Here is a 25,115-nt window from a genome sequence, read left to right as displayed (position 1 = left end):
GTTTAGAATGAGTGGTAATCGATTTAAAAGTTCGGATGTATTAGCCAAACAATTAGCGGATGATCTTGCTGAGCGCATGGCTGAAGCAATTGAAGTTCGAGGCCGAGTGTGTATCGCCGTCAGTGGAGGAAGTACGCCAATCCGCTTTTTTGAAGAACTGTCCACACGAGATATCCCTTGGCAAAAAGTATTAATTACATTAGTTGATGAACGTTGGGTTGATGAAGACAATGCAGCGAGTAATGCCCGTTTAGTACGCGAGCATTTATTGAAAAATAAAGCGGCGAGCGCCTACTTTTTACCCTTAAAAAATCGCGCGAAAGATCCGGTCTCTGGGTTTATGGAGTGCGAGAATAAATTGCATGAATTGATGGTACGCCTAGATTTTGCTGTGCTAGGTATGGGTAACGATGGGCATACTGCTTCTTGGTTCCCTGATTCCGATGCCTTAAGTAAATGTCTAAACGAAGGTGGTGCCGCATGGTGTTGTCCGGTTATTGATGAGCCTATTGAACTTCCGCGTATGACGCTCACATGGGGTCTTCTGTCTAATTGTCGTCACCTGTATCTGCATTTTGAAGGTGCTGATAAAAATGCCGTATATGAGCAGGCAACGGAAAAAACAGAACGCCAAAATATTGCGGCAATGCCAGTGAGAACCTTGCTGTACCAATCTCAAGTGCCTTTGAGTATTTACAGGAGCGAATAATGCATCCCGTTATTGTTAGTGTCACCGAGCGAATTAAGCAGCGTAGCCGACAAACTCGTGCGGCCTATTTGCAACGCATAGCCGATGATTTGGCGAACGGCCCTGTGCGAGGACAGCTTAGTTGTACTAATTTAGCTCATGATTATGCTGCGGCTCCAGACAACGATAAATTGATTTTAAAGTCGAGTCATCGTGGTGCAAATATTGGAATTGTTACGGCGTATAACGATGTTTTATCGGCTCACGCGCCGTACCAAGGTTATCCCGATATATTGAAACGAGCTTTGCTCAAGGCTGGGCATGTTGGCCAAGTAGCCGGTGGTGTTCCAGCAATGTGCGACGGCGTTACGCAAGGACAAACCGGTATGGAGTTGTCCTTGTTTAGTCGTGATGTTATCGCCATGAGTACCACTATTGCGTTGTCACACCAAGTTTTTGATGGCGCTTTAATGCTCGGCATCTGCGATAAAATCGTTCCCGGTTTATTAATGGCGGCGTTACGCTTTGGTCATATCCCTGCGGTATTTGTTCCGGCTGGGCCGATGCGCAGTGGTATTAGTAACCAAGCTAAAGCAAAAGTAAGACAGGCGTTCGCTGCAGGAGATGTCGGCGAAGAGGAATTGCTCGATAGTGAAATGAAGTCTTACCACAGCAGTGGCACCTGTACTTTTTATGGCACTGCTAATTCCAACCAAATGCTGATGGAAATTATGGGATTGCAGTTGCCGGGGTCTTCATTTGTGAACCCCGATGATGCTTTACGCCAGCCATTAACCGAATTAGCGGCGCAGCGCGTGAGCGAAATAACGGCATTGGCGCCCGATTATACTCCGATAGGGCAAATGGTTGATGAACGTACCATAGTCAATGGCATTGTCGGCTTACTGGCGACCGGCGGCTCAACGAATCATAGTATTCATTTAATCGCCATTGCGCGCATGGCTGGTATTCAAATCGACTGGCAAGACATGACAGATTTATCGGATGTTACGCCTGCTTTGACACGAGTTTATCCTAACGGAAGTGCGGATATTAATGCCTTTCATCAAAGCGGAGGCATGGCATTTTTAATGCGCGAACTCGCGGATGCTGGACTACTTCATACCGATGTAAAAACCATTATGGGTAATGGATTACATCACTATTTTCAGGAACCATGGCTCGACGATCATGGCGTTATTCAATGGCGTCCAGCTGTCAGTGAAAGCTTGGATTTATCGGTATTAGCCCCTGCACATGCGCCGTTTATGCGCGAGGGTGGAATGAAGCTAGTGCACGGTAATTTAGGTCGCGCCATGATGAAAGTATCGGCGGTTCCTGATGATCGTTGGGTTATCGAAGCGCCTGTTCGAGTATTTACCGATCAAGAGCAAGTGTTGGCAGCTTATAAAGCAGATCAATTAAATTGCGACGTTATTGTTGTGGTTAAAGGGCAAGGGCCGCGGGCAAACGGTATGCCGGAATTGCATCAGCTGACTCCCGCACTAACTAACTTACAAGATAAAGGCTTTCGTGTTGCCTTAGTAACCGATGGACGATTATCCGGAGCGTCAGGGAAGATTCCAGCCGCGATACATCTATCCCCTGAGGCTCTCGTTGACGGCCCTCTGCACATGGTCAAAGACGGCGATGTTATTCGCTTAGATGGACACGCAGGAACATTAAACGTATTAACCGAGGACTTCGCACAAAGGAATATATCAGCCTTTGCGCCTTTGGATGTGAGCAGTTCAACGATGGGTGTGGGCCGAGAATTATTTACGGTATTTCGTCGCAACGCCGGTTCTGCCGACGAAGGTGCGATTAGCATAGGATGGGAGTGAAGGATTATGTGGGATTTATGGTTAGAGCGCGCAAAACCTGTGATGCCTGTTATCGTTATTGATGATTTAGACACGGCCGTTCCTATGGCTCAAGCCTTGGTCGCAGGAGGGGTGCGTTTATTGGAAGTTACCTTGCGTACTGCGCACGGATTGGAGGCCATTAAAGAGATTAAAAACGCGGTGCCCGAAGCTATCGTAGGCGTAGGGACAGTGACCTCAAGTAAAGATTTAGAAAATGCTCTAAAAGAGGGCGCGGAGTTCGCAGTAAGCCCCGGATTTACCCGCGATATTTTAGCCTGTGCGCGCGAGTGGGGCGGTCCATTTTTACCGGGTGTATTGACGCCGACAGAGGTTATGCAAGTTCGTGACGCGGGCTTTATGTGGCAGAAATTCTTTCCAGCAGCAGCGGCTGGCGGCGTGGATATGCTGAAATCCTTAGGTGGACCATTTGCCGATGTGCGTTTTTGTCCGACCGGTGGAATTGGCCCTGAAACCTATCACGATTATTTAGCTTTAAAAAATGTCTTTGCCGTGGGAGGAAGTTGGTTAACGCCGAAGGAGGCAATGTCGGCACGAAACTGGCAAGCCATTACGACTATCGCTATCGCTACCTAAGGATGTTGAATGTCAGATGCTGCGCTCGGACAGTTCGCTTACCGTTTAAAACGGATTTATGGAAACTCAACAGACGTCGATGCACTCGCTAACGACCTTCTGCGTGTCTGCCAAAACTATGTTGAAGCAAATCAGCGCACGTTACTCCAAGTGCCGACCAGTGCAGATTCTCCGCGCTGGTCTGAACAAGACGTTATTTTAATTACTTACGGCAATAGTATTCAGGCGCCCGGAGAGGTGCCTATGCAAACACTCGCCAAATTTTTGTCTGAGCGCTTGTCCGGAACGGTCAACGCTGTGCATATTTTACCGTTTTTTCCCTACAGTTCGGATGATGGTTTTTCGGTAATTGATTATCGCCAAGTCAATCCGGAGTGGGGTACTTGGGATGATGTTGCGAGTATTGCTGCGTCGTTTGATTTAATGGCCGACCTAGTCATCAATCATTGTTCACGTGAAAATTTGTGGTTTGTTGATTACATCGGTAATCATGAACCCTATTCGGAATACTTTATCGAGGTTGATCCAAGTACGGATGTTTCTTTGGTCACGCGCCCACGCAATACGCCGTTGTTGACTCCTGTGCATACCCATCGAGGTGTTCGCCACGTATGGGCGACTTTTAGTGAAGACCAGATAGATTTGAACTTTGCCAATCCCAAAGTATTGCTCGAATTTATTCAGATTTATTTGTTTTATATTGAACGCGGGGCACGCTTTATTCGACTCGATGCCGTGGCCTTTTTGTGGAAACAAATTGGTACGCGTTGTTTGCATTTGCCGCAGACTCACGAGGTGGTAAAACTGCTGCGTGATGTCGTCAATTTTGTAGCTCCTGAAGTCGTCGTAATTACTGAAACCAATGTGCCAGTTGTCGAAAATCTAAGCTATTTTGGTGAATCTGACGAAGCGCATATGGTATATCAATTTGGCTTACCTCCTTTGGTATTGCACGCTTTAAATCGAGGCAATTCATCCTTTATATCGGATTGGGCTGACTCTATTCCTGTATTGCCTAAAGGATGTACGTATTTAAACTTCACGGCATCGCATGATGGCATTGGGGTTCGTCCTGTGGAGGGGATTCTACCTGAGCGGGAGGTACAAGATTTAATCGACTGCATGCATCGTTTTGGTGGCTTTGTGAGCATGAAAGCGAATAGCGATGGTAGCGAAAGCCCATATGAAATAAACATTACGCTATTCGATGCGTGTATGGGGACAAGGCGCGGGGTTGATCATTTTCAAGTTCAGCGCTTCTTATGTTCTCAAGCTATTATGTTGGCGATGCAGGGCATTCCTGCACTGTATATTCATAGCTTTACTGCATCGGCGAATGATTTAGCCCATGTGGAGCAAACAGGACGTACGCGATCCATCAATCGTAAGGTTTGGGATAAAGACGAGCTAGAATATTTGTTATCGAATTCGGTAACGGCACAAGCGGAAGTTTTTCACGAATTGAGTCGTATGATTCGGATTCGACGCAAACAACCGGCGTTTAGCCCTGATGCTCGCCAAGATGTGGTGAAAATTAACTCTGACGTATTTATTTTAAAGCGTACCAGTGTTGATGCTTCGCAACGTATCTATGCGATATCGAATGTGACGGAGCGGATACTTAAATTGCCGTTAGCGGCATTGGGATTTTTAGAAAATGGCTTGATGGATATTCTTGCGTTGGAACCAACGACTTTGATCGACGAGCTAGTCTTGTACCCCTATCAAACGGTTTGGCTTACTCAAAGTGTTTAGCCAATAAAAAAGGCAGTCGCGTTTTGTAACGGCGACTGCCTTTGACGATTTGAGCTAGTTTATTACGCTATGCGGCGTGTTTTAACTCAGTGCCTCTTCTTTCGCACTTGTGCTGGTGACGGCAGGTTTGACTTCTTCTTTCTTTTTACGGAATGGTTCGACCAGTTGCTGCCAGTAGTTGTGAAGCGGATAGCCCGTTTCGTCACCTAAGCCGATTTTGGTCGGCATGTCACGATCTCGCGGTAAATAGAAGGTACCGAACATGTGGTCCCAAATAGTAATAATAGAGAAATTCTTAGCTTCTGACATTTTGGTCGAGTGATGCCAGCGGTGATTTTCGTTGGTCGCGAAGATGTAGTTAAACCAGCCGTGACGTAGATCAACGTTCAAATGGGTAACCGTACTTAGAACCGAACCAATAATCGAAGCTGCGATAAAAGCTTCGTGGCTAATACCCGTAAGCATCACGAAGAAGAGCGGAACGTAGCGGCGGAACATGGCATCTACAGGGTGCACACGGTACGCATTCATAAAGGTTACTCGATGTGCGCAATGGTGAATGGCGTGGAAGTTCCAGAAAAATGGAACTTCATGCGCCATGCGGTGAGTAACATAGAAAAAGAAGTCCATGATCAATAGGCCAAGTACTACTTGTGCCCAGTATGGCAAGCTAGCTAAGCCAAACTCAGCATCGATAATGCCGTAGTGGATCAACAAGCTAGAAGACGATAGGGCAAAAACAACACCGACACCCCAAGTCTGGATGGTGTTTACGAGGCCGATTGTTACCGAGTTAGAAATGATATCCGTCAGCAGCTCGTTCTTTTCTAACGGTGCTTTCACCTTAGGTGCAATCAATTGGAAGGTTAAGCTTACAACGTAGAATGGCAGTACAAAATATAGGAACAATTTACCCATATCGTCGCCGATAAGGTAGATAGCCACGAAGGCCAGTATAAGTGAGATGTAGGTAAACGTTCGAGTTAGTAGCCAATGAAGTGCTTTCATCGCTCTCTCCGCGGTAGTTAATAGTTATTATGGTCTTAGTCTATCGTATCTGATGACTTTAATAATAAGATAAATCAGGCCAAGTCGATGTTTTGTGTTGGGAGATAGAGGAAAAATAGAATTGTTGTGCTAAGAAGCCAGTCCATGGCTCTATTCGATACAAATTTGAAGGTTAAAGATCATCCTCATCGTCATCTTTGAGCCGTTCTTGGCGTTCTTGTTCTTCCGCTAGTACAGCTTTGATCTCTTCTAACACTGCATCGACGTCGGCTTCTTCGGTTGGCCCATCAAAGTGTCCGGTGAGCTCAATATCAGGATGCAAGTCTCCTTCCTCGTACAAGGCCCACATTTCTTTTGCGTATTGAGTGTCCAGTAGTTCCGGCGCGAACTGACCGTAATAGCTGCGGATTTTATTCACATCGCGAGCCAGCATGGCTTCTGCATTGTTGTTCGCGGCAGCATCCACGGCTTGTGGAAGGTCGATAATAACGGGGCCATATTCGTCGACTAAAATATTGAACTCGGACAAATCACCGTGAACGATACCAACGCACAGCATACGAACTATGTATTCAATGACTACTGCATGATCTTCAATCGCTTGCTCGGCCGACATAGTCACTTCGCCAAGGCGTGGCGCGACATAGCCATCTTCGTCGGTTATTAGCTCCATCAGCAGTACGCCATCGATGCAGGCATAAGGCGTTGGTACTCTAACGCCAGCGTCGGCCAATTTATAAAGCGCATCGACCTCGGCATTGTGCCACGTCGCTTCTTGTTGCTTACGACCAAACTTGGAGCCTTTTTCCATCGCCCGAGCACGACGGCTGTTGCGTGTTTTTCGCCCTTCTTGGTACTGCGCAGCTTTTTTGAAGCTGCGTTGAGCGGCTTCTTTGTATACTTTTGCGCAGCGAATTTCAGAGTCGCTGCGGACAACGTATACATCGGCTTCTTTACCGCTCATAAGGCGGCTAATAACTTCATCGACAAGGCCTTCGTCGATTAGGGGCTGGATTCGTTTCGGAGTTTTCATGTCGCCTTTTTACAGGATTCCTAATAAAAAATATACGGCCAGTAGGGATACTGTATGTGGGTCAGAGTGGAAGTGTGAGCTGATCATCAAACAAGGCTGCAGTATATAGCAGCCTTGTGTGATTTTGCCCTAGGCGTTGTCTTCTTCGACCGCTTCGTAAATACGGTCGAGAATGTCAGGCACCGCTGAGATTACTCGGTTCCAGCTAGGGATAAAGGGAGTTTCCATGGGGTTGGCTAAGAAATGTTCGCCCGCATTCATGATGTTTTCTGCAAACAGCTCTACCGCTTTCTCTTCGCTGTGGCGATCAACGGTTAGTCCATTCATACGCGCATCATTGTAATAAGTTTCAATAAAGTCTAAGGCAATCCGGAAGTAGGTCGCCTTGATACTGCGGAAGGTTTCGGTGCTGAATACTTCGCCTTGGGTCGCTAGTTTGCGGAAAATAGCTTTGCAGATATCGGTGCTCATTTTCGACAAGCCGGCCGCTGCATCATCTGGGGATAGTGGTTGGTGTTTATGATCGTAGTTATCTGCGATATCTACTTGGCAAATACGATTAGTCGAGTAGTTGCGACGCATTTCAGATAGAACACCAATTTCTAAGCCCCAATCACTTGGAATACGGATGTCATTTAGCACGTCGGCGCGCATCGAAAATTCACCTGATAATGGATATCTAAAGCTATCTAAGTACTCCAAGAAGTCGAGAGAACCATACACTTTTTTCAGTGCGCGAATTAACGGCGTTACGAGTAAACGGCTGACACGGCCATTGAGTTTTTGATCGGCAATGCGTGCGTAATACCCTTTAGCGAACTCATAATTGAAACCAGGATTTGCAACAGGGTAAATCAGACGGGCAAGTAGGCTGCGGTCGTAGGTGATGATGTCACAATCATGTAAGGCAACGGATTCTGCACGACCTGATGCCAAGACATAGCCATAGCAATACCAAACGTTACGCCCTTTACCCAGCTCGGTGGGAGCTAAACCTTGCTCGGCCAACATCGCATCTAGCTTCTTCAGGCGCGGGCCATCGTTCCATAAAATACGATGGTGTTGCGGTAATCGTGAGAAAAAATGCTTAGCATGTTCGAACTCGGCTTCGGTGGCGCGATCAAGACCAATCACAATTTCATTGAGATAAGGCACTTGGGTAAGTTCTGTGATGATGTTATCAAGCGCTGGGCCTTCAAGTTCGGAGTACAGCGATGGAAGTACTAACGACATTGGTCGAGTTCGAGAAAAACTCATCAGTTCTTTTTCTAAGTCTTCTAACGGTCGATCGACTAAATTGTGTAGCGTAGTGATGATGCCATTCTGATAAAAATCAGCCACTGCGAGTCTCCTTCAGCAGTTGTTCTAATAGAGGTAATAGTGTCTGGTTCCAGCCCTTCGGACCATGACTCGTTGCGTACTGCACAGCACTATTATTTATTTTAAGTGTCGATTTCTTGCCTGGAATAACAATTGGATAGTCGGCCGCTTCTAACATGGCTCGGTCGTTATCGCTGTCACCCAAAGCAATTACAATAGGGTTAGCTTGCCACAATTCTTGATAGTGGTGGCGAAAAAAGATTACGCCTTCGGCTTTATCAACTTGCGACATAACGTGAAGAAAACGTCCCCCTTCGAGAAGTTGTAATTTGTGTTCAGTAAGGGCTAGCTTAAATGCTACTAATTCAGCTTCGCTGCCTTGCCATAGAACGGGCTCTGTACCATCACGAGACTTAGCGCTATGGGCGTCTTCGATAGAAAGCCCTGTCAGAGCGGCTACCTCTGTAGCTGGCATATCGTTGAAGCCTCGAAAGTGAAATCCCTGCTGACGCAATTGATGAAGCACTTTCAATATGGCGGAGTAACGCAGTCCTATAAACTCGGTGTTGTAACCTGTCCCTTCTGCTTTGGGGATGAAAATAGCGCTGCCGTTTTCACACACAAAAGGATCGTGGTTATCTAACGTCCGTCTTAGCTGATAGACCTCATTATAGGTCTTACTGGTATTGAATATTAACGGAATCTGATGGGTGTGAAGCCAAGTTAATGCGGGTTTGGCTGCCGCAGTGCTGTAGTTATCATGGTCCAGTAGTGTTCCATCCAAGTCGGTCATGACCACGATTGGTAGGGCAGGACGAATGGATTCTTCTATCATGCAAGCCTCCCGTCAGTCTGTATCACGCTGTCGACACAGTGCTGATGATTGATGGTAAGTACTAAGTCAGCATAACTCGGAAGTGAACTTAATGCCTCCTCTGTCAGCCGCTGATAGTGTTGAATAAAACGGGCTAGCGCTATTTCATCCAAGCTGCGGTCTTCACCGTCACCGCGGCGATTACGAATATTCTCTTCCTCCTGTTGGGTGCGCCAGCGGCTAACCGCTTGCATATCAGGTACTTTGAGCATGACCAATGTATCAATGGCATTGAACCAGTCGTGGTAGTGATATTTCAGCTGCTCGTTAACCCAGCGTCGCCAGTGTCCGCCAATGTCTTCTTTTTCTTCTAAGTCATTGATTGGCTGCTCTAATGCTTGTTCTGGAACGGCCTGACAGCCAACACACCAACCCTCAAACAGAATCATGTCGATAGGACCTTCTATTTGATGCCATTGATCTTCTGGCAAGCGATCATCGGATACCTTATCGAACGCTGGAATGGCTACTTTATGGCCCGCGCTTAAGCGCCGTAATTTGCCGAATAGGGTTTGTCCTAGTTCATAATCATGCGTGCCCGGTACGCCACGAGTAATTAATAATGGGTGAACAGTAGCTGCAAGTTCTTCGCGTTCGGCGTGAGTTAGGTACAAATCGTCAATGGAAACGATAGCGACGTTCCAGTTAAAGGCTTCTTTATAGATTTTGGCTAAGGCTAAACTGAGAGTGGACTTTCCTGAACCTTGCCCGCCATGAATGCCAATAATGGGCGGCAGTGCTGCATATCGCTTCTTGCTAGCGAGCCATCCTGCAAGCGGCAGCCAAACCTCTTGCCATTGGCATAACCAAGTCTTCGGAAAGTTACTCAAAACGACACTGGCTTGATCCAACAAGGCCAGATCTTCGGAGTCTTGGGCTAATTCCGCAGGCCAAAGGTTTTCATGTGTTTTCATAGTGACTGTCCGTGACGGTTTCCCTATTGATACTTCGGACTTGCAGTCTCTGTGCCAGTACTCGCCGTCCCGTCGGCTTCATGCGATCATGGCATTTGGTAAAATGAGTTTAGATTATTGATGCATTATATTGGTGCGTGCAATGACTAATGAATATGATTGCACTTATTTGGTGCGAAAGGAGTGTTAAAATTATGCAACGTGTTGCTTATCAGGGAACTCAGGGTGCTTATTCGCATTTAGCGTGCAGCCACGTTTTTCCCGAATGGGAAGCCGTTGCTTGTGAAGACTTTTTTTCTGCCATGAATATGGTTAGTCAAGGTTTGGCCGACCGCGCCATGATTCCACTGGAGAATTCTACGGCGGGGCGTGTGGAAGAAATCTATCGCCTGATACCTAAGACCCAGTTGTTTGTTACTGCCGAGCATTTTGAGCCTGTTAATCATTGCTTATTGGCTCTACCGGGTGTTCGATTAGAAGATATTCGCGAAGTATCTTCGCATCCTCAAGCTTTGGCGCAGTGTTACCAGCGCCTGCATAGTTTGAATATTAAGGCTGTTGCAGCGGTCGATACGGCTAAGTCTGCACAAGTATTGAGTCAGGGAAATAATCGTCAGGCGGGAGCGATTGCTTCAGCATTAGCTGGCGAGTTGTATGGCTTGGATATAGTGCAAGAGAACTTTCAAGATGTGACCGGCAATACCACTCGCTTTCTCGTTTTTAGCCAACGAGAGGAGCATCAAACCTTTATTCCAGATGCTAAGTACATCACTAGTTTATTGTTTTCTGTACGGAATATTCCGGCTGCTCTTTACAAAGCATTGGGCGGTTTTGCGACGAATAATGTCAATATGATAAAGCTAGAAAGCTATATGGATGGTGGCACTATGCACGCGAGCCACTTTCATGTGGATATTCATGGGCATCCACAACAAACCAACGTTGCTAATGCCTTAGAAGAGTTAGCGTATTTCGCACGCGAGTTGAGAATTCTGGGCAGTTATCCCGCTCATAGTCATCGCAGTCGAGCAGCTTTTATTTGATATAAATCGATCAAATAAGAGGCGTTTTCTTGTTCGGTGACCATTGCTGGCACAGGCGGTGGAGGGCTTCTTTGCGAATAGGTTTGCTGATAATACCGTCCATTCCGCTTTCTTTGGCTTGATCCTCTAGGTCTCGAGCAGGGTGGGCGGTTAAAGCAATGATGGGAGCTCGATGCCAATTATTGGTGGCTTCTGTTGAGCGAATATTAACGGTTGCTTCGAAGCCATCCATGATTGGCATTTCACAATCCATCAGAATTAAATCAGGCTTTTCGTGACTGAGTTTATAGGTCTCAAATAACTCCTGGCCGTTGTCGAACACTCGATAGGTTACCCCTAAGTGTTTTAGCAGGCCGCCGATCACTTTTTGATTTACAAAATTGTCCTCAGCAATCCAGATCACAGGTGGGGATTCATTTGAACAATGTTCTTGCTCAAGTAGCTGCTTTTGCTGCAATCGTAGTAGAGCATTCAATAATTCAGTGGTACGTAGTGGACGTTGCAATTGAATGTCTGAAGAGAAGCGTGACCAGTGCTCGTCGACTAACAATAGTGAGCTGGAATAACCGCGAGGGCGATTGTCGGGCGAATCGGTTATTAATACCACATTATTAGTGCTGTGCTGGTTTTCTGCGTGCATACCTAGCGCTAACAAAAAGTCGCTGACTGTACTCTGCTCGATTGGATTATTTAATTGTAAGTGAAAGTGGCTATAGCTTAATGAAGGGAGATCTATTTTGTCGGCAGGCATTACATTGGGTAGCTGCAGACGAAAGCTAGCCCCCTCACCAATGGAACTGCTAACTTGAATTTTAGCTCCCATGGCATCGGCTAGACGTTTACAAATTGCCAGTCCTAGTCCGGTTCCACCGTGGGTGCGGGAAGTCGAAATGTCGGCTTGAGAAAAACTATCGAATAACCGTGTAATGTACTCTTTGTCTATACCGATACCTGTATCTGTGACGGTTAGTATTAAATCATTATTAGCAATTTCTGCACTGACACAGACATGGCCATGTTGCGTAAATTTAATGGCGTTACTGATAAAGTTGAGCAATATCTGCTTGAGTCGTAATTCATCCGCGATGATAGTGCGGAATAAGGGAGGATGAATGTTTGCGACCAGTAATAACTTTTTTTCGCGGCTTTGACGACTGTAGAGCATTAAAGCGTTGTTGATCAGCTCGTGAAGGTCTAGCGGCCGGTGTTCTATTTGTAATTTGCCCGACTCAATTTTAGAAAGATCTAGAATATCATTGAGAATACTGAGTAAGGATTCACCAGAATCAGCGATGGTGTCGATATACTGGCGCTGTTGCTGATCTAAGAGCGTGTGCTGGAGTAATTCAACCATACCGAGTACTCCATTAAGTGGAGTGCGAATTTCGTGGCTCATCATTGCCATAAATGCCGATTTTGCGCGGTTGTCGGCTTCACTTTGATTGCGATTTTTTACGGCTTCTTGCAATCTTTTTTGCGAGTTTATCGATTCTTCTTGCGCTTTTAACATGGCGCGCTGGCTTTTAATTAAGGCCAAACGTTGTTCACCTAAACGCCAAACAATGGCAAGACTATGCACCAGAATTAGCCCAGCAGCACCAATATGAGATACATATTGCAATGGCAGTGACATAGGAATAATTCCTTGACGACTTAGGTCGTGCAGAATAATCGCCAAAGCCATTAAATACAGGCCGATAATATATAGTCTTCCTGAACCGCGTTGAGATAGTCCCGCCATCGTAGTGACTATGATTAACAGAATAGGAATGATTAGTGCCAGAGTCATCATCACTGAAATTGCGTCGGGGTAATCAGGTATTTGTGTGGCTATAATTGCAACTATTGATAATGCGATGGCCAAATTCTTCATCGCCTTTACCACCTTGGGAAAACGCGGCTTTGCGTCTAGAAATTCCGAAGAAAATAATGATGCAAAGAGTAGACAGAATGACGACATGAAGATGGTTGCTCGTTCTTCAAACCAAGGGAAATCTGGCCAGATATAGCGGTATCCCATACCGAATAAGGCGATAAAGAAAATCGTGTAGCTGGATAAAAAAGAAACAAAATACAGTATGTAACGACGTCGAATGGCAATGTAGAGTGCAAAGTTATAGATACCGATGGCAACTAAGAAACCAATATAAATGCCGAGAACGATGTCACGATTTTGCGAGTGATTTTTTAATTCAGCTTGTGTCCATAAGCTGAGCGGAAATTGCAACATACCAGAGTTCTCAATTCGAAAATACAAGGTGTAATTACCTGTGCTTGAGAAATCTAAAGGCACTTGAAACTCAAGATCATTAACTAAGCGTTGTTCATAAGGCAGGTGATCGCCCAGTTCGTATTGCCCTATGAGAGTGTCTTGCTGGAATACGAATACATCCAGTTTGTCGATCAGTGCATACCCAATTAACGCCGACCATTGATCATAAGGCGTTGGAACATCGACTTGCAGACGATACCAGATAGGATGACGTGTGATGCCAGGGTTGGGGATTTGTGCCGTTTGCGGCTGCCAGTCGAAAACTTGCTGCTGGATATCTTGCGGATTAGTTAATGGTGTGACTTCTTCCCAAGCGTCGAGTTGGCGTCCGAGTAAATTGCCAGAAATACTTGGTTCTAGTGTAAGAGCCTGCGTCGGTGCTGTTGTAACCAGTAATAATAAAACAAACAGCACAAGTTGCATTCGAACTTATCTCGGCAAAATTGATAGTTTAATCAGTTTATAGCCTGATTCTACCGCTGTCATCGTTTGGGCAAGTGTAATCTACCTGACTTTGATGGAACTAAGTGATGGTTATTGCGAAGCCTTTCTCTGATTTGCGCGGTAACTACCAGGAGTTACCCCCGTCCATTTACGATATGCCCGTTGAAATGCACTGCTTTCAGTGAAACCAAGGTAATCTGCAATGTCGCGAATGCAGGTATCACTCTGGGCAAGCAAGCGCGAAGCCTCTTGTTGGCGAAAGGCATCTTTCAATTGTTGATAGGATATTTGCTCTGCAGCAAGGCGGCGTCTTAGGGTGGCTGCCGATGTACCGAGAGTATCCGCGGCTTGATTAAGGCTAGGTAAGTTATTTGGCTGTGATTGTTGCAACAGCTTACGTACCCGCCCAGTCATGCTTTGATGCGGGTTTGGCCGTGCTAAAAAATCCGCAGGTGAGTGCTGCAAAAAAGCGCGTAAACTCGCTGGCGTTTGAATAATGGCTAAATCTAAAACACGCGCAGGTACGATTAATGCCGTTGCATCCGCATCAAAGTTAATTGGCGTGGCAAAAACCGTTTGATACAAGGCTGCATGTTGAGGTTTAGGGTATGCACAACTAACCGATAGCAATGGAATACCTTGACCTACAAGCCAGCTACTAAAGCGATGCCAGACCGCGAGTAGGGATTCACTGAGAAAACGATCCGGATCGAATGAAGGATTGTGTTCAATGACGATTCGAGCAAGGTGCTCACTCTTTTCTATGCGTATACCGGGCGCGCCAGCAACTAAGCTGTAAAAACGCTGTGCTCTATGTAGGGCATGATCAAGCGATGTACAGGAAATGACGGCCTTAGCCATCATCGCAAATGTACCAAAGCGAACAGGAGTCGGGGCAAAGCCCATGCACTCGTCGTTACAATGTTTCCAGATCGCTATCATTAACTGGCTATAGCTTTGGGCGTCTAACCCAGCTTTGCAGTTGTCGAGGGCATCGGTGCTTAGTCCGGCTAACCCCAATATTTCTTTGCGGTCAAAACCAAAATGAGTCGCTCCGCGAAGCGGCGGGTCAATAAATAAGCGAGAAATTACTTGGGCAGACATAACGCACAATGGTGATTAATTAAGTGCGCCACGTTAACGCCTGTTGATAGAAGTCACAATGGCCTTTGTGGCCAAATTAGCTGGGCCGGTGCTGATAGAGGGTTGTTTGATTGCGGCCACTTTCCTTTGCATGGTAAAGCGCCTTATCTGCGCTTTGTAACCATTCATGAGCACTATGAGTGTCTTTTGCTAATGAAGCTACGCCAAAACTAGCGGTTATCTTGGGGATATTTGGGGTGTCATTTCCGGAATTTAATAATAACACTGCGCGGCGGAGTTTCTCCGCCGTCGCCGTTGCTTGCTCACCGTTTTGGCCGGGAAGCAGCAGCCCGAAAACCTCACCACCGAGGCGAGCTGATAAACGTAGACCAACGGCTTTTTCGAGTAATTTCCCAATATTACTAAGCACTTGATCACCTTGCTGGTGGCCGAAGTGACCGTTATAGGCACGAAAATTATCTAAGTCGAAGGTGACTAAGCTGCATTCATTTCCGGCTGCTTGGCATTCGTTAAATTGCTGTATTAACTGAGGTTCCCAACCAGCGCGATTCCATAAACCCGTTAACGGGTCTTTGCTTTGAATTTCGGTCAGTGTCTTATTCGCATTTTTCACGTCGGCACGACTGACAGCAATATCAGTTACGTCATAAATAATGACGCAAATATGATTTACCTGCCGGTCGAGAGATTCTAGTGGAATAATACTCGTGTTTTGGAACATAAACGCCGTACGGCCGGTGATCGGCCGCGAGTTTTTAAAGCGAAATAAGTAGGGGCGCTGCTCCCAAATGGTGAAGGTGCGAGTTTTTAGTTGAAATACCGGTTCGGATTTTTGCCGAAACCACGCTTCAGGAATTTCTTCAAATAATTTAAAGAGATTTTGTCCTTTGGCCTTCTGCGGACTGATGGCGCTATGACTTTCCATAAAGCCATTCCACACATGGATGTTGTAGTCGCGATCTAACACGACTAGCCCAACATCAATATTTTGTAGTATATCCATCAGCCAATGGATATCGCCGATTTCAATATGGGTTTCGCTCATGCATTAGTCCAATAAGAAATCAATTTTTTGATTGAGGCGTGCTACAGAATCTTCGGTAAACAGCAGTAGCAGGTCGCATTCAATGTTCACATGTTCGATGGTGTAGTGGATTTCGATTGCCAGCGTACGCTGCCATTGTTGATTGCCACTTTTTAATATGTCATCGACTTTACAGTGCTGCCCTAAAACGACGGGATGCCCTTGGGTAAAGTGAATTTCTAGTTGTTCGCCGATACCATGAGTACAGGCACCAATCAAAATTGAACTCACATCCATCAGGAGTTCCAACTCGGCTTGGCGGTTAAGTGGACCGGTGTAACTCATAAGTTTGGCGAGGTCGGCAAAACTGGTGTCGTTGAAGAGTAGTAATGCTTCACCAGCAATACCGGAACCAATAAACCCTTGGCATACGGCTGAGACAGCGGAATCGGTTTCGGCATCTTGAATTGCCATATGCAGGTCGCTGCATTCAATAATATTGACCCTTGGAATGGGCAGCACGACATAGGCGTCTAGCAGTCGTGCTAGGCGATCGGCAGCTTGCCCCATAGCAACGTTGGTCAATTCTTGATAACAGTCGCGTTGATCTTCGTTGAGTATTTCGTGCGCAGCACTCATATCAAGCCTCAGTCATAATGCCGTACTCAACCAGCACTTGGCGGGCCTTGTCGGCATCTATGGGTTTCTTGATAAAGGCCATAGCACCGAGTTTGCGAACTCGCTCTTGTGCATCAGGTTGAATATCGCCAGATACGACGATAACCATTGCCGGTAAATCGCGTTGTCGGATGGTTTCGAGCACTCCATATCCATCGAGATTTGGCATCGTCAGATCAAGAAATACCACTTCACCGAGCCCTTTGCTGATGGCTTCTACACCTTCAACGCCGTCGCAGGCGAAGTGGACTTCTACGTCCCAACCGCTCGGAATCGCTCGCGCCATTTGTTTACGAGCAAAGCTGGAGTCGTCACAAATAAGTATGTTGATCGTCATAGATTGGATTCAAAGTTGCAAAAGCATGAGTAAGTAATAGTTGCCCCTAACCATATGGGCAACTTTATTACGGTAACTTTTTGCAGTCTGTAACGACTATGAATCGTAAGTTTGGCGCAAGCCTATGGAAGAATACGTCAATTTGCTAGTCACGGCGGTCATAGACCACAACGAGCTGACGACTTAGGGCGAGCAGGGCGCCATCTGCTGAGAAAATACGCGCTTCTGTATGTGCGTAGCCGCCGTGGGCCTCACGTATGTCAGCTTCGTAATACAACCAGTCTTTGCCTTCTATGGGTTTGGCTAAATCGGCTAATGGTGTGATCATTTCAACGTTCCAAGTAACGCTGGCACAAGGTGCAACACGCTTTAGCTTTTGCAAGGTTGTCGGCGGCCAAGCATCAATCAGCGCGAGTAAATGTGCATCGGTAATTTGGGTATCGCAATCGCTAAACCGCATCCAACCATGAACATGGTCGTGTGGACTGTTGGTAAATGGGATACCACCGCTAACATAGGTAAAGTCAATGTGCTTAACGAATTCGGGTGTCATTCCGGCAATGTAAGGTAGCTTTTGCCCCGAACCAGCCTCGCCGCAATTTTGGTTGGCTGGACTGACAACGATGTCCGAGTTCCGCGTACTGCCATAACAGGCATTGATGACGGTGCAGCATTCGTCATTTTGGTGTACTTGGGCTTGCCAATGGCTCACCGAACGGCCTTGGCGTAAAGATTGTGTTGCGATATTGAAAGGCACTTCCGTTTGTAAGGGACCACAAAAACTAACGCTGACAGAGCGTAACGGCTTGTCACTATCGGAATCTATTGCAGCTTCGATAGCGGCTAAAGCCAGTGCTGCAGACATTCCACCAAACGTGGTTTTACCTTGTCCCCACGACCCATCTAATGTGATATCTGCCTGAGTTTCTGCGGCCTGATAGTAATGATCAAATTTTTGCATAGTGTCTTACTCATTCACTGGGTCTGGTTTTCAATAACCCGTATTGAAGCAATAAAAATGAGCATAAGGCTAGTAGTGACTACATTGCTCAGATGGAAAAGATTGTTCTGAGCATTTATGTTAGTCATCGTGTGCGTTTTGTTCATTGTGATTAAAGGAAATTCGGGTATAACGACCCATATCGAAAGCTCACCATTTGCGCCACCACGATTCTTCTAACGGAGAACTGCTAGTCTGGTGCAATAACGCTTATTGGTGCTAGCCCGCATTGTCGGAGTAATTATGAGTAATATGCAGGAAAAACATATCGCCAATACGGAGAAAGCCGCGCGCTTCTTACCCGTGTTACCCCATTGTAAATTACTAGGAATGACCATTGAGTTTGTTGATGATCAAATCTTGGTGATGCGCTTGCCTTACAGCCCAAGTATCGTTGGTAATCCATTAACGGGTACGGTGCATGGGGGCAGTTTGACGACCTTAATGGACACCGCTTGTGGTACTGGCGTATTTACCTTTTTGCCTGGACATGAGTTGTGTCCGACACTGGATTTACGGGTTGATTATATGAAAGCCGCGACAGCAGGTTTGGATTTATTCGCCGTGGCAAAGGTGACCCGGATTTCGAGCAGCGTTGTATTCACTCGTTGCGATGTCATTCAAGGGAAAACTTACGCGGAGGCTGTTGCGAATGCAGAATCTGAAGGCTTAACAGGTGATTTAGTAGCAACCTGTGCCGCCGCCTTTATGCGTATAGGCCAAGCGATGGGGACAGCGAAATCGGGGGATGCAAAATGACATTTGAACAAGTATTAACCGCGGCGCGTAATAATAAAGATTATCGCGCCCTGATAGAGTCCATCCCTTATGCTCAGTTGATTGGTTTACAGCCGGTTGATCAAAGCCAGCGCACAGATGGCTTGAGCGCGCCGCGATTTTATTTACCCAAAAACCCGAATAATATCGGTAACCCAATTTTACCCGCGATACATGGTGGCGTTATTGGTGGCTTTATGGAAATGTCGGCGTCATTGCATTTATTGATGACGATGGACAGTTTGGCCATGCCGAAAATTATTGATTTTTCACTCGATTATTTACGGGCGGGCCGACATCAGGATACCTACGCTGAGTGTCAAGTTTGGCGTCAAGGTAACCGCGTGGCAAACGTCGCGATTACTGCTTGGCAAAACGATATTGATCAGCCTATTGCCACGGCGCGTGCGCATTTTCTGTTGGTGTAACGGATTATCGATGAGTGTTTCGTGCTCCTAAATTAGGGGCTTGTTCAACTTCCAAGGTCGTCGTACACTCCAAGCTCAACTCTGTCGGGGTGCCTGATCGGTTTTTTTAAACCACACAGGCTGAGATCGCAATTGCGGGTCCCGTTGAACCTGATCTGGTTAGTGCCAGCGTAGGGAACAGAAGTCAGCACAAAATCGCTTGGTTATTTTTCAAATAGCCTTTTGTGTGCACTCGCTGTTGTCAGTTCTTGGCATTATTACGGCGAGTCCCTTCTTTCTTCGTCGCTGCTGCGCCTGATCCTTTAATCAAGGAATCGAGCATGGCTAAACTACAATCCGAATACTCATTAGATACATCTGCACACTTGCGAGATGCGCCGCTATCCAATCAATCCTTTCCGGGATCTCATAAAATATATGTGGAAGGCGACGGCCGCTCACATAATGTGAAGGTTGGTATGCGTGAAATTGAATTAAGCCCGACAATTCATGCGAATGGACGAGTCGAGTTCAATGCCAAGCTACGTGTTTATGATACCTCTGGCCCATACACCGATCCAAAACAAATAATGGACGTTTACGCAGGGCTGCAACCACTGCGAAATGATTGGATTGAGAGCCGCGGTGATACTACCGAACTTCAACAATCAACGTCGGAATACGCTCGTCAGCGCGAGCAAAATATCGCACTTGAGGCATTACGCTTGCACCGTCGTAGGCTGTCGCGGCGAGCAATTTCTGGCGCTAATGTGAGTCAGATGCACTACGCACGCCGCGGCATTATTACTCCCGAAATGGAGTATGTAGCGATCCGTGAAAATCTCGGGCTCAGTTATCAAAGTTTGGAACAGGCCAAATCTGAACATCATTCAGGCCAATCATTTGGTGCCTGCATTCCTACCATGATCACTCCCGAGTTTGTGCGCTCCGAAATTGCTGCAGGACGCGCGGTGCTGCCATGTAATGTTAATCATCCCGAAAGCGAACCTATGATTATAGGTCGTAATTTCCGCGTTAAAGTGAACGCTAATATCGGTAATTCAGCAGTCACATCGTCTATTCCTGAAGAAGTCGACAAAATGATTTGGGCAACTCGCTGGGGCGCGGATACGTTAATGGATTTATCGACTGGCGATAATATTCATGAGACTCGTGAGTGGATTATTCGCAATTCCCCAGTGCCTGTTGGTACGGTACCTCTGTATCAAGCTTTAGAAAAAGTGGGTGGTATTGCCGAAGATTTAACGTGGGAAATATATCGCGACACATTAATCGAGCAAGCAGAACAGGGGGTGGATTATTTTACCATTCATGCGGGAGTACGCCTTGCTTTTATCCCTATGACAGCGAAACGTTTAACTGGGATCGTAAGTCGCGGCGGTTCTATTATGGCAAAGTGGTGTTTAGCTCATCATCAAGAATCTTTTCTTTATACCCATTTCGAAGATATCTGCGCCATTATGAAGGCCTATGATGTGAGTTTTTCGTTGGGGGATGGTTTGCGCCCGGGGTCCATTGCCGATGCTAACGATGAAGCGCAATTTGCAGAGTTACGCACGCTAGGTGAACTAACGAAAATAGCGTGGAAGCACGACGTTCAAACCTTTATCGAAGGCCCTGGTCACGTGCCGATGAATTTAATTCGCGAAAATATGGAAGAGCAATTAAAGCATTGCCATGAAGCGCCATTTTATACGCTAGGCCCCCTGACCACTGATATCGCTCCTGGTTACGACCACATTACCTCTGGCATCGGCGCGGCATTAATAGGTTGGTATGGCTGCGCCATGTTGTGCTACGTCACACCTAAAGAACATTTAGGATTGCCCAATAAAGAAGACGTAAAACAAGGGTTGATTACTTATCGAATTGCAGCCCATGCCGCCGACTTGGCAAAAGGACATCCGGCAGCACAGTTGCATGATAATGCCATGTCGAAAGCACGGTTTGAATTCCGTTGGCAGGATCAATTTAACTTAGCCTTAGATCCCGATACGGCCCGCGCTTATCACGACGAGACGTTACCGAAAGAAGGTCATAAAGCAGCGCATTTTTGTTCTATGTGCGGGCCTAAGTTTTGTTCGATGAAAATATCTCAGGAAGTGCGCGCCACAGCAGAAGATAATGAAGAAGCGTTAAAGAAAAAGGCTGAGGAATTCCGTCAGCAAGGTGGAGAGATTTACCTATCAACCCCGGGCCAAGATGAGGTGTTGTTATGATGTCTTTATCTGCAGACTCCAGTTGCCGAAAGTCGATGCAAGGGCGCAAAGTGATTATTGCTGGTGCCGGATTAATGGGGCGTTTAATTGCTTGGCGCTGCGCTCGGATGGGGGCGCAGGTTAGGGTATTTGATAGCGCGAGTGAAGCCCAGCCAACCAGTGCAGCACACACTGCAGCGGCAATGATTGCCCCCTTTAGTGAGCGTCCTTTGTGCGATTCTCAGGTATTCAATTTGGGTTGTCAGTCGCTTAATTTATGGCCTGAATTGTTAGAGTTGCTGAGTCAAGATTCGGCGATCGCGGTACGCTATTTACAGGCCGGTAGCCTGCTTGTATCACATCCAGCAGATAGCGCAGAAAGTGAACAATTTGCAGCACAGTTAGATCATCATCAACGCCAGCAACCACAAATTTACAAAGATGCTGTGCGACATTTAAACAAAGCCGATATAGAAACGCTGGAGCCGCATCTTGCCAACCACTTTCAAACCGGTTTTTGGATGCAATATGAAGCGCAGGTGGATAATCGTGCCTTGTTGCGCGCGTTGAGAGAAGCAGCCGAGCATTACGGTGCTCGATTTGTTTTTGAAAACCCGATTCACGTTAGCGATAACAGTTGGTTTTGTCAGGATGAGCTTTTGTTTGCCGATGACTACTTCGACTGTCGCGGTATAGGGGCGAAAAAAGACGTCGAGGGTCTGCGAGGGGTTCGTGGCGAAACTATATGGGTGACGTGTCCTGAGGTTGATATCAGTCGGCCGGTACGTCTGCTACACCCTCAATATCACTTATATCTCGTGCCGCGCGGCAATGGCGTTTATCAGTTGGGCGCCACTGAAATTGAGAGTGAGGATCGCTCTGCCGTGAGTGTGCGCTCGGCGATGGAAATGTTCAGTGCACTTTGGTGTCTGGCCCCAGCATTGGCAGAGGCACGCATAATTGCGTTAGAAAGCAATCTTCGTCCGGCTTGTTTGGATCATAAACCTTTGATCCAGAAAGACGGAAAAGTCGTTCGTATAAATGGTTTATTCCGCCACGGTTACTTATTAGCACCGGCATTATTAAATATTTTAGAAACCGAATTTAATTTTGAATTAGGAGTAGCGCAATCTAAATCGCTATTGCTAGGCGGTCATAGTTATTTTGCGGAGGCTGCTGTATGTCGAACCTGCTGATCAAAATAGTATTCAATGGCGAGTTAAAATCGGTTTCTTCTAAATTCACGTTATTGCAAATTTTAGAGCAAGAGGGTTATCCAATTCCGCCAGACTCTAAGGATGCGGAACGGAATGAAACTGAACACGGGAAACGTTATATCGCAGCAGTAAATCAACGTATTATAAGCGCGGATGACTATTGGCAAATTCGATTACAGCCGAATGATACGATTGATGTATTAGGAGTCATTACTGGTGGCTAATTTAGTAATTGCAGAGCAACTTTTTAATAGCCGATTATGGTTAGGTTCTTCTTTGTATCCTTCGCCTACTGTAATGCTAGAGGCGTTTGCCGGTGCTCGTCCCGGTGTGGTTACCTTATCGTTGCGACGGCAGACGGCTGGAGAATTACACAGTAATGATTATTGGCAAGTATTAAAAAATTGGGCAGTAAATAATAACGTCCTGCTATTACCCAATACCGCTGGTTGTCATAGTGCTAAAGAAGCAATTTTACTTGCGCATATGGCTCGCGAATTATTTTCAACTCCGTGGATTAAACTAGAAGTCATTGGTGATGAGCAGACCTTGCAACCTCATCCGTTTGAATTAGTGCGCGCAGCGGAGCAGCTGGTTAATGATGGCTTTAATGTCCTGCCTTACTGTACTGATGATCTTATTTTATGTCGTGAATTACTGGCTGTCGGTTGCCCTGCGGTTATGCCTTGGGCAGCGCCTATCGGTACTGGAAAAGGTTTGTTGAATCGCTATCAATTGCAAAACTTACGTCAGCGTTTGCCGGATGCGGTTTTGATTATAGATGCAGGTATTGGTAAGCCATCTCAAGCGATGGAGGCCATGGAGCTTGGTTTTGATGGCGTGCTATTAAATACCGCGGTAGCGCGTGCGATCGATCCTGTTGCAATGGCACAAGCTTTTAAAGCGGCAGTGGAAGGTGGGCGCATAGCATGGCAGGCTGGACTTATGGTCGAGCGCAGCGCGGCGGCGCCATCGACGCAGTCATGGGGATTACCTTTTGGCGGGCAGCCGCCGCGAGAAGATACATTATGAGTACGCTCGATACGCTATTACATCGCCCTCGTGTTTGGTCTATCGCAGCTTCTGACAGTTCGGGTGGGGCGGGAGCGCAAGCTGATTTAGCCATGACCCATGCACTCAATGTCGACTGCGTGACCTTAATTTCGGCAATTACTGCGCAAAATAGTGTCGGAGTTCAAAATCATTATTCATTGCCGGTAGAGCAGTTGGAGCAGCAATGGCAGTCGAGCTTAATCGACGGGTTGCCTAGCGCTATTAAACTCGGTTGGTTACCTCCGAGCGAAGAATTTAGAACATGGCTTTTAGCTCGATTGTCGGATGTGGCTTGTCCTATTATTTGGGACCCAGTAAAACAAGCCTCGGGCGACGGCTTGCCGACGCCTGATGATGATTTATTTTGGCGCGATTTATTGCCATTGATCACGGTCATTACGCCGAATTTAGTCGAAGCCCGATGGTTAATTGCCGACGAACAAGCGTCACTTCAACATGCGATAACGGCGTTGCATGCATTTGGGGTTGAAACTGTCTGTATTACCGGCGGTGATGATGTAAACGATAAAGCGGTATTAACCTACGTAAGTCATCAAGCGGAGACACTGCGTTCAGAAGAGCCGGAATGCCAAGTGCTCCCGCAATTCGCTATTAAACAAACTCGATTCGCTTGGCAGGCGCATGGCAGTGGTTGTCATTTTAGTGCCGCGTTAGCCGCCAATATTGCAAACCAACAACGGTGTTACGATGCCATTTTATTTGCAGCAATTTATGCGCAAGCGGCGTTTCAGAATGCATCTTATCGGGGGAGCGGCTATCACAATTGTTTTGCCATTAATCAATTACCCAGCATAGATGCTTGGCCTGAAGTTATACCGTTATCTTCATTAATGGCTAATGCTGTTAAATCATCACCAAAAGTCGGTAGTTTGGGCCTGTATGCGTTGACCAGTGAATTAGCGCATCTAGAGCAATTGTTGGCGTTAGGTGTGGATACCCTTCAATGGCGGGTAAAAGATCCAACCGCCGATTTTACTGCGCAAACGCGCACGGCTATGCAGTTATGCCGTGATGCTAATACGCGCTTCATTATCAATGATTACTGGCAGCTCGCCATTGAATTGGGTGCAGACGGTGTGCATTTGGGACAAGAGGACTGCGTTACCGCGGACTGGCAGGCTATTCGTAATGCAGGCTTGATTACTGGCATTAGTACTCACACTGAATGGGAAATTGCTCACGCCCGAGGTTATCAGCCCAGCTATATTGCTTTTGGGCCTGTGTATAAGCCGCTGTCAAAAACCTTACGATATCTGCCATTGGGCTGCGAGCAAATCGCCGTTTGGCAGCAGAGGTATGGTTCGGAACGAGCTTTAACCTGTATCGGCGGTATTACCGGAGATCAAGTGGCTGATGTTGCCGCTACGGGCATTCCCTCTATTGCCATTGTAACGGCCTTGTTGCCTGGGCCGATGCAAGTAGAGCAGCATTGTGCAATGCGTCAACATTATCCGCGACCTTAGACCTA

General features: G+C 46.6%; 23 protein-coding genes and 1 riboswitch. Of the genes, 12 read left to right on the top strand and 11 right to left on the bottom strand.

The window, feature by feature from the left end:
• Window positions 1-7: 7 nt before the first annotated feature.
• Genes pgl through TOL_RS10180 form a run of 4 tightly spaced genes read left to right on the top strand, consistent with a single transcriptional unit; the run spans window position 8 to window position 4,902 of the window.
• On the top strand, window positions 8-709 hold the full coding sequence (gene pgl, locus TOL_RS10195; protein WP_015487243.1) for a 6-phosphogluconolactonase: 702 nt from the start codon (window positions 8-10) through the stop codon (window positions 707-709).
• On the top strand, window positions 709-2,532 hold the full coding sequence (gene edd / locus TOL_RS10190; RefSeq protein ID WP_015487242.1) for a phosphogluconate dehydratase: 1,824 nt from the start codon (window positions 709-711) through the stop codon (window positions 2,530-2,532). The genes pgl and edd overlap by 1 nt, the downstream gene beginning before the upstream one ends.
• Window positions 2,533-2,538: 6 nt before the next feature.
• Window positions 2,539-3,147 (top strand): bifunctional 4-hydroxy-2-oxoglutarate aldolase/2-dehydro-3-deoxy-phosphogluconate aldolase, encoded by a 609-nt coding sequence (gene eda, locus TOL_RS10185; protein WP_015487241.1) that lies wholly within the window; start codon window positions 2,539-2,541, stop codon window positions 3,145-3,147.
• A 9-nt stretch (window positions 3,148-3,156) separates the two neighbouring features.
• Window positions 3,157-4,902: a sugar phosphorylase gene (locus TOL_RS10180; RefSeq protein WP_015487240.1), complete on the top strand. Its 1,746-nt coding sequence runs from the start codon at window positions 3,157-3,159 to the stop codon at window positions 4,900-4,902.
• A gap of 81 nt (window positions 4,903-4,983) precedes the next feature.
• On the opposite strand, the gene TOL_RS10175 is transcribed toward TOL_RS10180, so the two are convergent.
• The 5 genes from TOL_RS10175 to TOL_RS10155 all read right to left on the bottom strand — a co-directional run bounded on the left by TOL_RS10175 (window position 4,984) and on the right by TOL_RS10155 (window position 10,051).
• Entirely contained in the window at window positions 4,984-5,910 is a 927-nt protein-coding gene (locus TOL_RS10175; protein ID WP_015487239.1) for a sterol desaturase family protein, read from the bottom strand.
• 172 nt (window positions 5,911-6,082) lie between these two features.
• Window positions 6,083-6,943 carry a PA4780 family RIO1-like protein kinase gene (locus tag TOL_RS10170; RefSeq protein WP_015487238.1) on the bottom strand — a complete coding sequence of 287 codons (861 nt, stop codon included), beginning with the start codon at window positions 6,941-6,943 and terminating at the stop codon, window positions 6,083-6,085.
• Between the two features lie 129 nt (window positions 6,944-7,072).
• Window positions 7,073-8,284, bottom strand: coding sequence for a glycosyltransferase family protein (locus TOL_RS10165; RefSeq protein WP_015487237.1), 1,212 nt, complete (start codon window positions 8,282-8,284; stop codon window positions 7,073-7,075).
• Window positions 8,277-9,098: an HAD-IIB family hydrolase gene (locus tag TOL_RS10160; protein WP_015487236.1), complete on the bottom strand. Its 822-nt coding sequence runs from the start codon at window positions 9,096-9,098 to the stop codon at window positions 8,277-8,279. The genes TOL_RS10165 and TOL_RS10160 overlap by 8 nt, the downstream gene beginning before the upstream one ends.
• Window positions 9,095-10,051, bottom strand: coding sequence for a hypothetical protein (locus TOL_RS10155; RefSeq protein WP_015487235.1), 957 nt, complete (start codon window positions 10,049-10,051; stop codon window positions 9,095-9,097). The genes TOL_RS10160 and TOL_RS10155 overlap by 4 nt, the downstream gene beginning before the upstream one ends.
• Window positions 10,052-10,245: 194 nt before the next feature.
• Between TOL_RS10155 and TOL_RS10150 the strand changes: the two genes are divergently transcribed.
• A complete protein-coding gene (locus TOL_RS10150) occupies window positions 10,246-11,094 on the top strand; it encodes a prephenate dehydratase (protein ID WP_015487234.1) in 849 nt (282 codons plus the stop codon).
• Between the two features lie 10 nt (window positions 11,095-11,104).
• Here TOL_RS10150 and TOL_RS10145 read toward each other — a convergent pair whose 3' ends face one another.
• From TOL_RS10145 to TOL_RS10120, 6 genes are all read right to left on the bottom strand, one after another.
• Window positions 11,105-13,789 carry a hybrid sensor histidine kinase/response regulator gene (locus TOL_RS10145; RefSeq protein WP_015487233.1) on the bottom strand — a complete coding sequence of 895 codons (2,685 nt, stop codon included), beginning with the start codon at window positions 13,787-13,789 and terminating at the stop codon, window positions 11,105-11,107.
• Between the two features lie 111 nt (window positions 13,790-13,900).
• Window positions 13,901-14,914: an AraC family transcriptional regulator gene (locus TOL_RS10140; protein ID WP_015487232.1), complete on the bottom strand. Its 1,014-nt coding sequence runs from the start codon at window positions 14,912-14,914 to the stop codon at window positions 13,901-13,903.
• 76 nt (window positions 14,915-14,990) lie between these two features.
• Complete coding sequence (locus TOL_RS10135) at window positions 14,991-15,959, bottom strand: sensor domain-containing diguanylate cyclase (RefSeq protein ID WP_015487231.1); 969 nt, start codon at window positions 15,957-15,959, stop codon at window positions 14,991-14,993.
• 3 nt (window positions 15,960-15,962) lie between these two features.
• Complete coding sequence (locus tag TOL_RS10130) at window positions 15,963-16,577, bottom strand: hypothetical protein (RefSeq protein WP_015487230.1); 615 nt, start codon at window positions 16,575-16,577, stop codon at window positions 15,963-15,965.
• A gap of 1 nt (window position 16,578) precedes the next feature.
• The gene (locus tag TOL_RS19170) at window positions 16,579-16,953 is read right to left on the bottom strand and encodes a response regulator (RefSeq protein WP_015487229.1); all 375 of its coding nucleotides are present in this window, start codon (window positions 16,951-16,953) and stop codon (window positions 16,579-16,581) included.
• 145 nt (window positions 16,954-17,098) lie between these two features.
• Window positions 17,099-17,914, bottom strand: a complete 816-nt coding sequence (locus TOL_RS10120) for an acyl-CoA thioesterase (protein WP_015487228.1) — start codon at window positions 17,912-17,914, stop codon at window positions 17,099-17,101.
• A 282-nt stretch (window positions 17,915-18,196) separates the two neighbouring features.
• Between TOL_RS10120 and TOL_RS10115 the strand changes: the two genes are divergently transcribed.
• The 7 genes from TOL_RS10115 to TOL_RS10085 all read left to right on the top strand — a co-directional run bounded on the left by TOL_RS10115 (window position 18,197) and on the right by TOL_RS10085 (window position 25,110).
• A complete protein-coding gene (locus TOL_RS10115) occupies window positions 18,197-18,712 on the top strand; it encodes a PaaI family thioesterase (protein ID WP_015487227.1) in 516 nt (171 codons plus the stop codon).
• Window positions 18,709-19,158: a PaaI family thioesterase gene (locus TOL_RS10110; RefSeq protein ID WP_015487226.1), complete on the top strand. Its 450-nt coding sequence runs from the start codon at window positions 18,709-18,711 to the stop codon at window positions 19,156-19,158. The genes TOL_RS10115 and TOL_RS10110 overlap by 4 nt, the downstream gene beginning before the upstream one ends.
• Window positions 19,159-19,233: 75 nt before the next feature.
• Window positions 19,234-19,352: riboswitch (TPP riboswitch) on the top strand.
• A 126-nt stretch (window positions 19,353-19,478) separates the two neighbouring features.
• Window positions 19,479-21,377 carry a phosphomethylpyrimidine synthase ThiC gene (thiC, locus tag TOL_RS10105; RefSeq protein ID WP_015487225.1) on the top strand — a complete coding sequence of 633 codons (1,899 nt, stop codon included), beginning with the start codon at window positions 19,479-19,481 and terminating at the stop codon, window positions 21,375-21,377.
• Window positions 21,374-22,552, top strand: coding sequence for an FAD-dependent oxidoreductase (locus tag TOL_RS10100; protein WP_015487224.1), 1,179 nt, complete (start codon window positions 21,374-21,376; stop codon window positions 22,550-22,552). Before thiC ends, TOL_RS10100 begins: the two co-directional genes overlap by 4 nt.
• Window positions 22,537-22,797, top strand: a complete 261-nt coding sequence (thiS, locus tag TOL_RS10095; protein WP_015487223.1) for a sulfur carrier protein ThiS — start codon at window positions 22,537-22,539, stop codon at window positions 22,795-22,797. Before TOL_RS10100 ends, thiS begins: the two co-directional genes overlap by 16 nt.
• Window positions 22,790-23,605 carry a thiazole synthase gene (locus TOL_RS10090; protein ID WP_015487222.1) on the top strand — a complete coding sequence of 272 codons (816 nt, stop codon included), beginning with the start codon at window positions 22,790-22,792 and terminating at the stop codon, window positions 23,603-23,605. Before thiS ends, TOL_RS10090 begins: the two co-directional genes overlap by 8 nt.
• Entirely contained in the window at window positions 23,602-25,110 is a 1,509-nt protein-coding gene (locus tag TOL_RS10085; protein ID WP_041588471.1) for a bifunctional hydroxymethylpyrimidine kinase/phosphomethylpyrimidine kinase, read from the top strand. Before TOL_RS10090 ends, TOL_RS10085 begins: the two co-directional genes overlap by 4 nt.
• Window positions 25,111-25,115 lie beyond the last annotated feature (5 nt).

Source organism: Thalassolituus oleivorans MIL-1, from assembly GCF_000355675.1.
Taxonomy (GTDB): Bacteria; Pseudomonadota; Gammaproteobacteria; order Pseudomonadales; family Oceanobacteraceae; genus Thalassolituus; species Thalassolituus oleivorans.
This window is presented reverse-complemented; position numbering and strand designations above follow the sequence as displayed.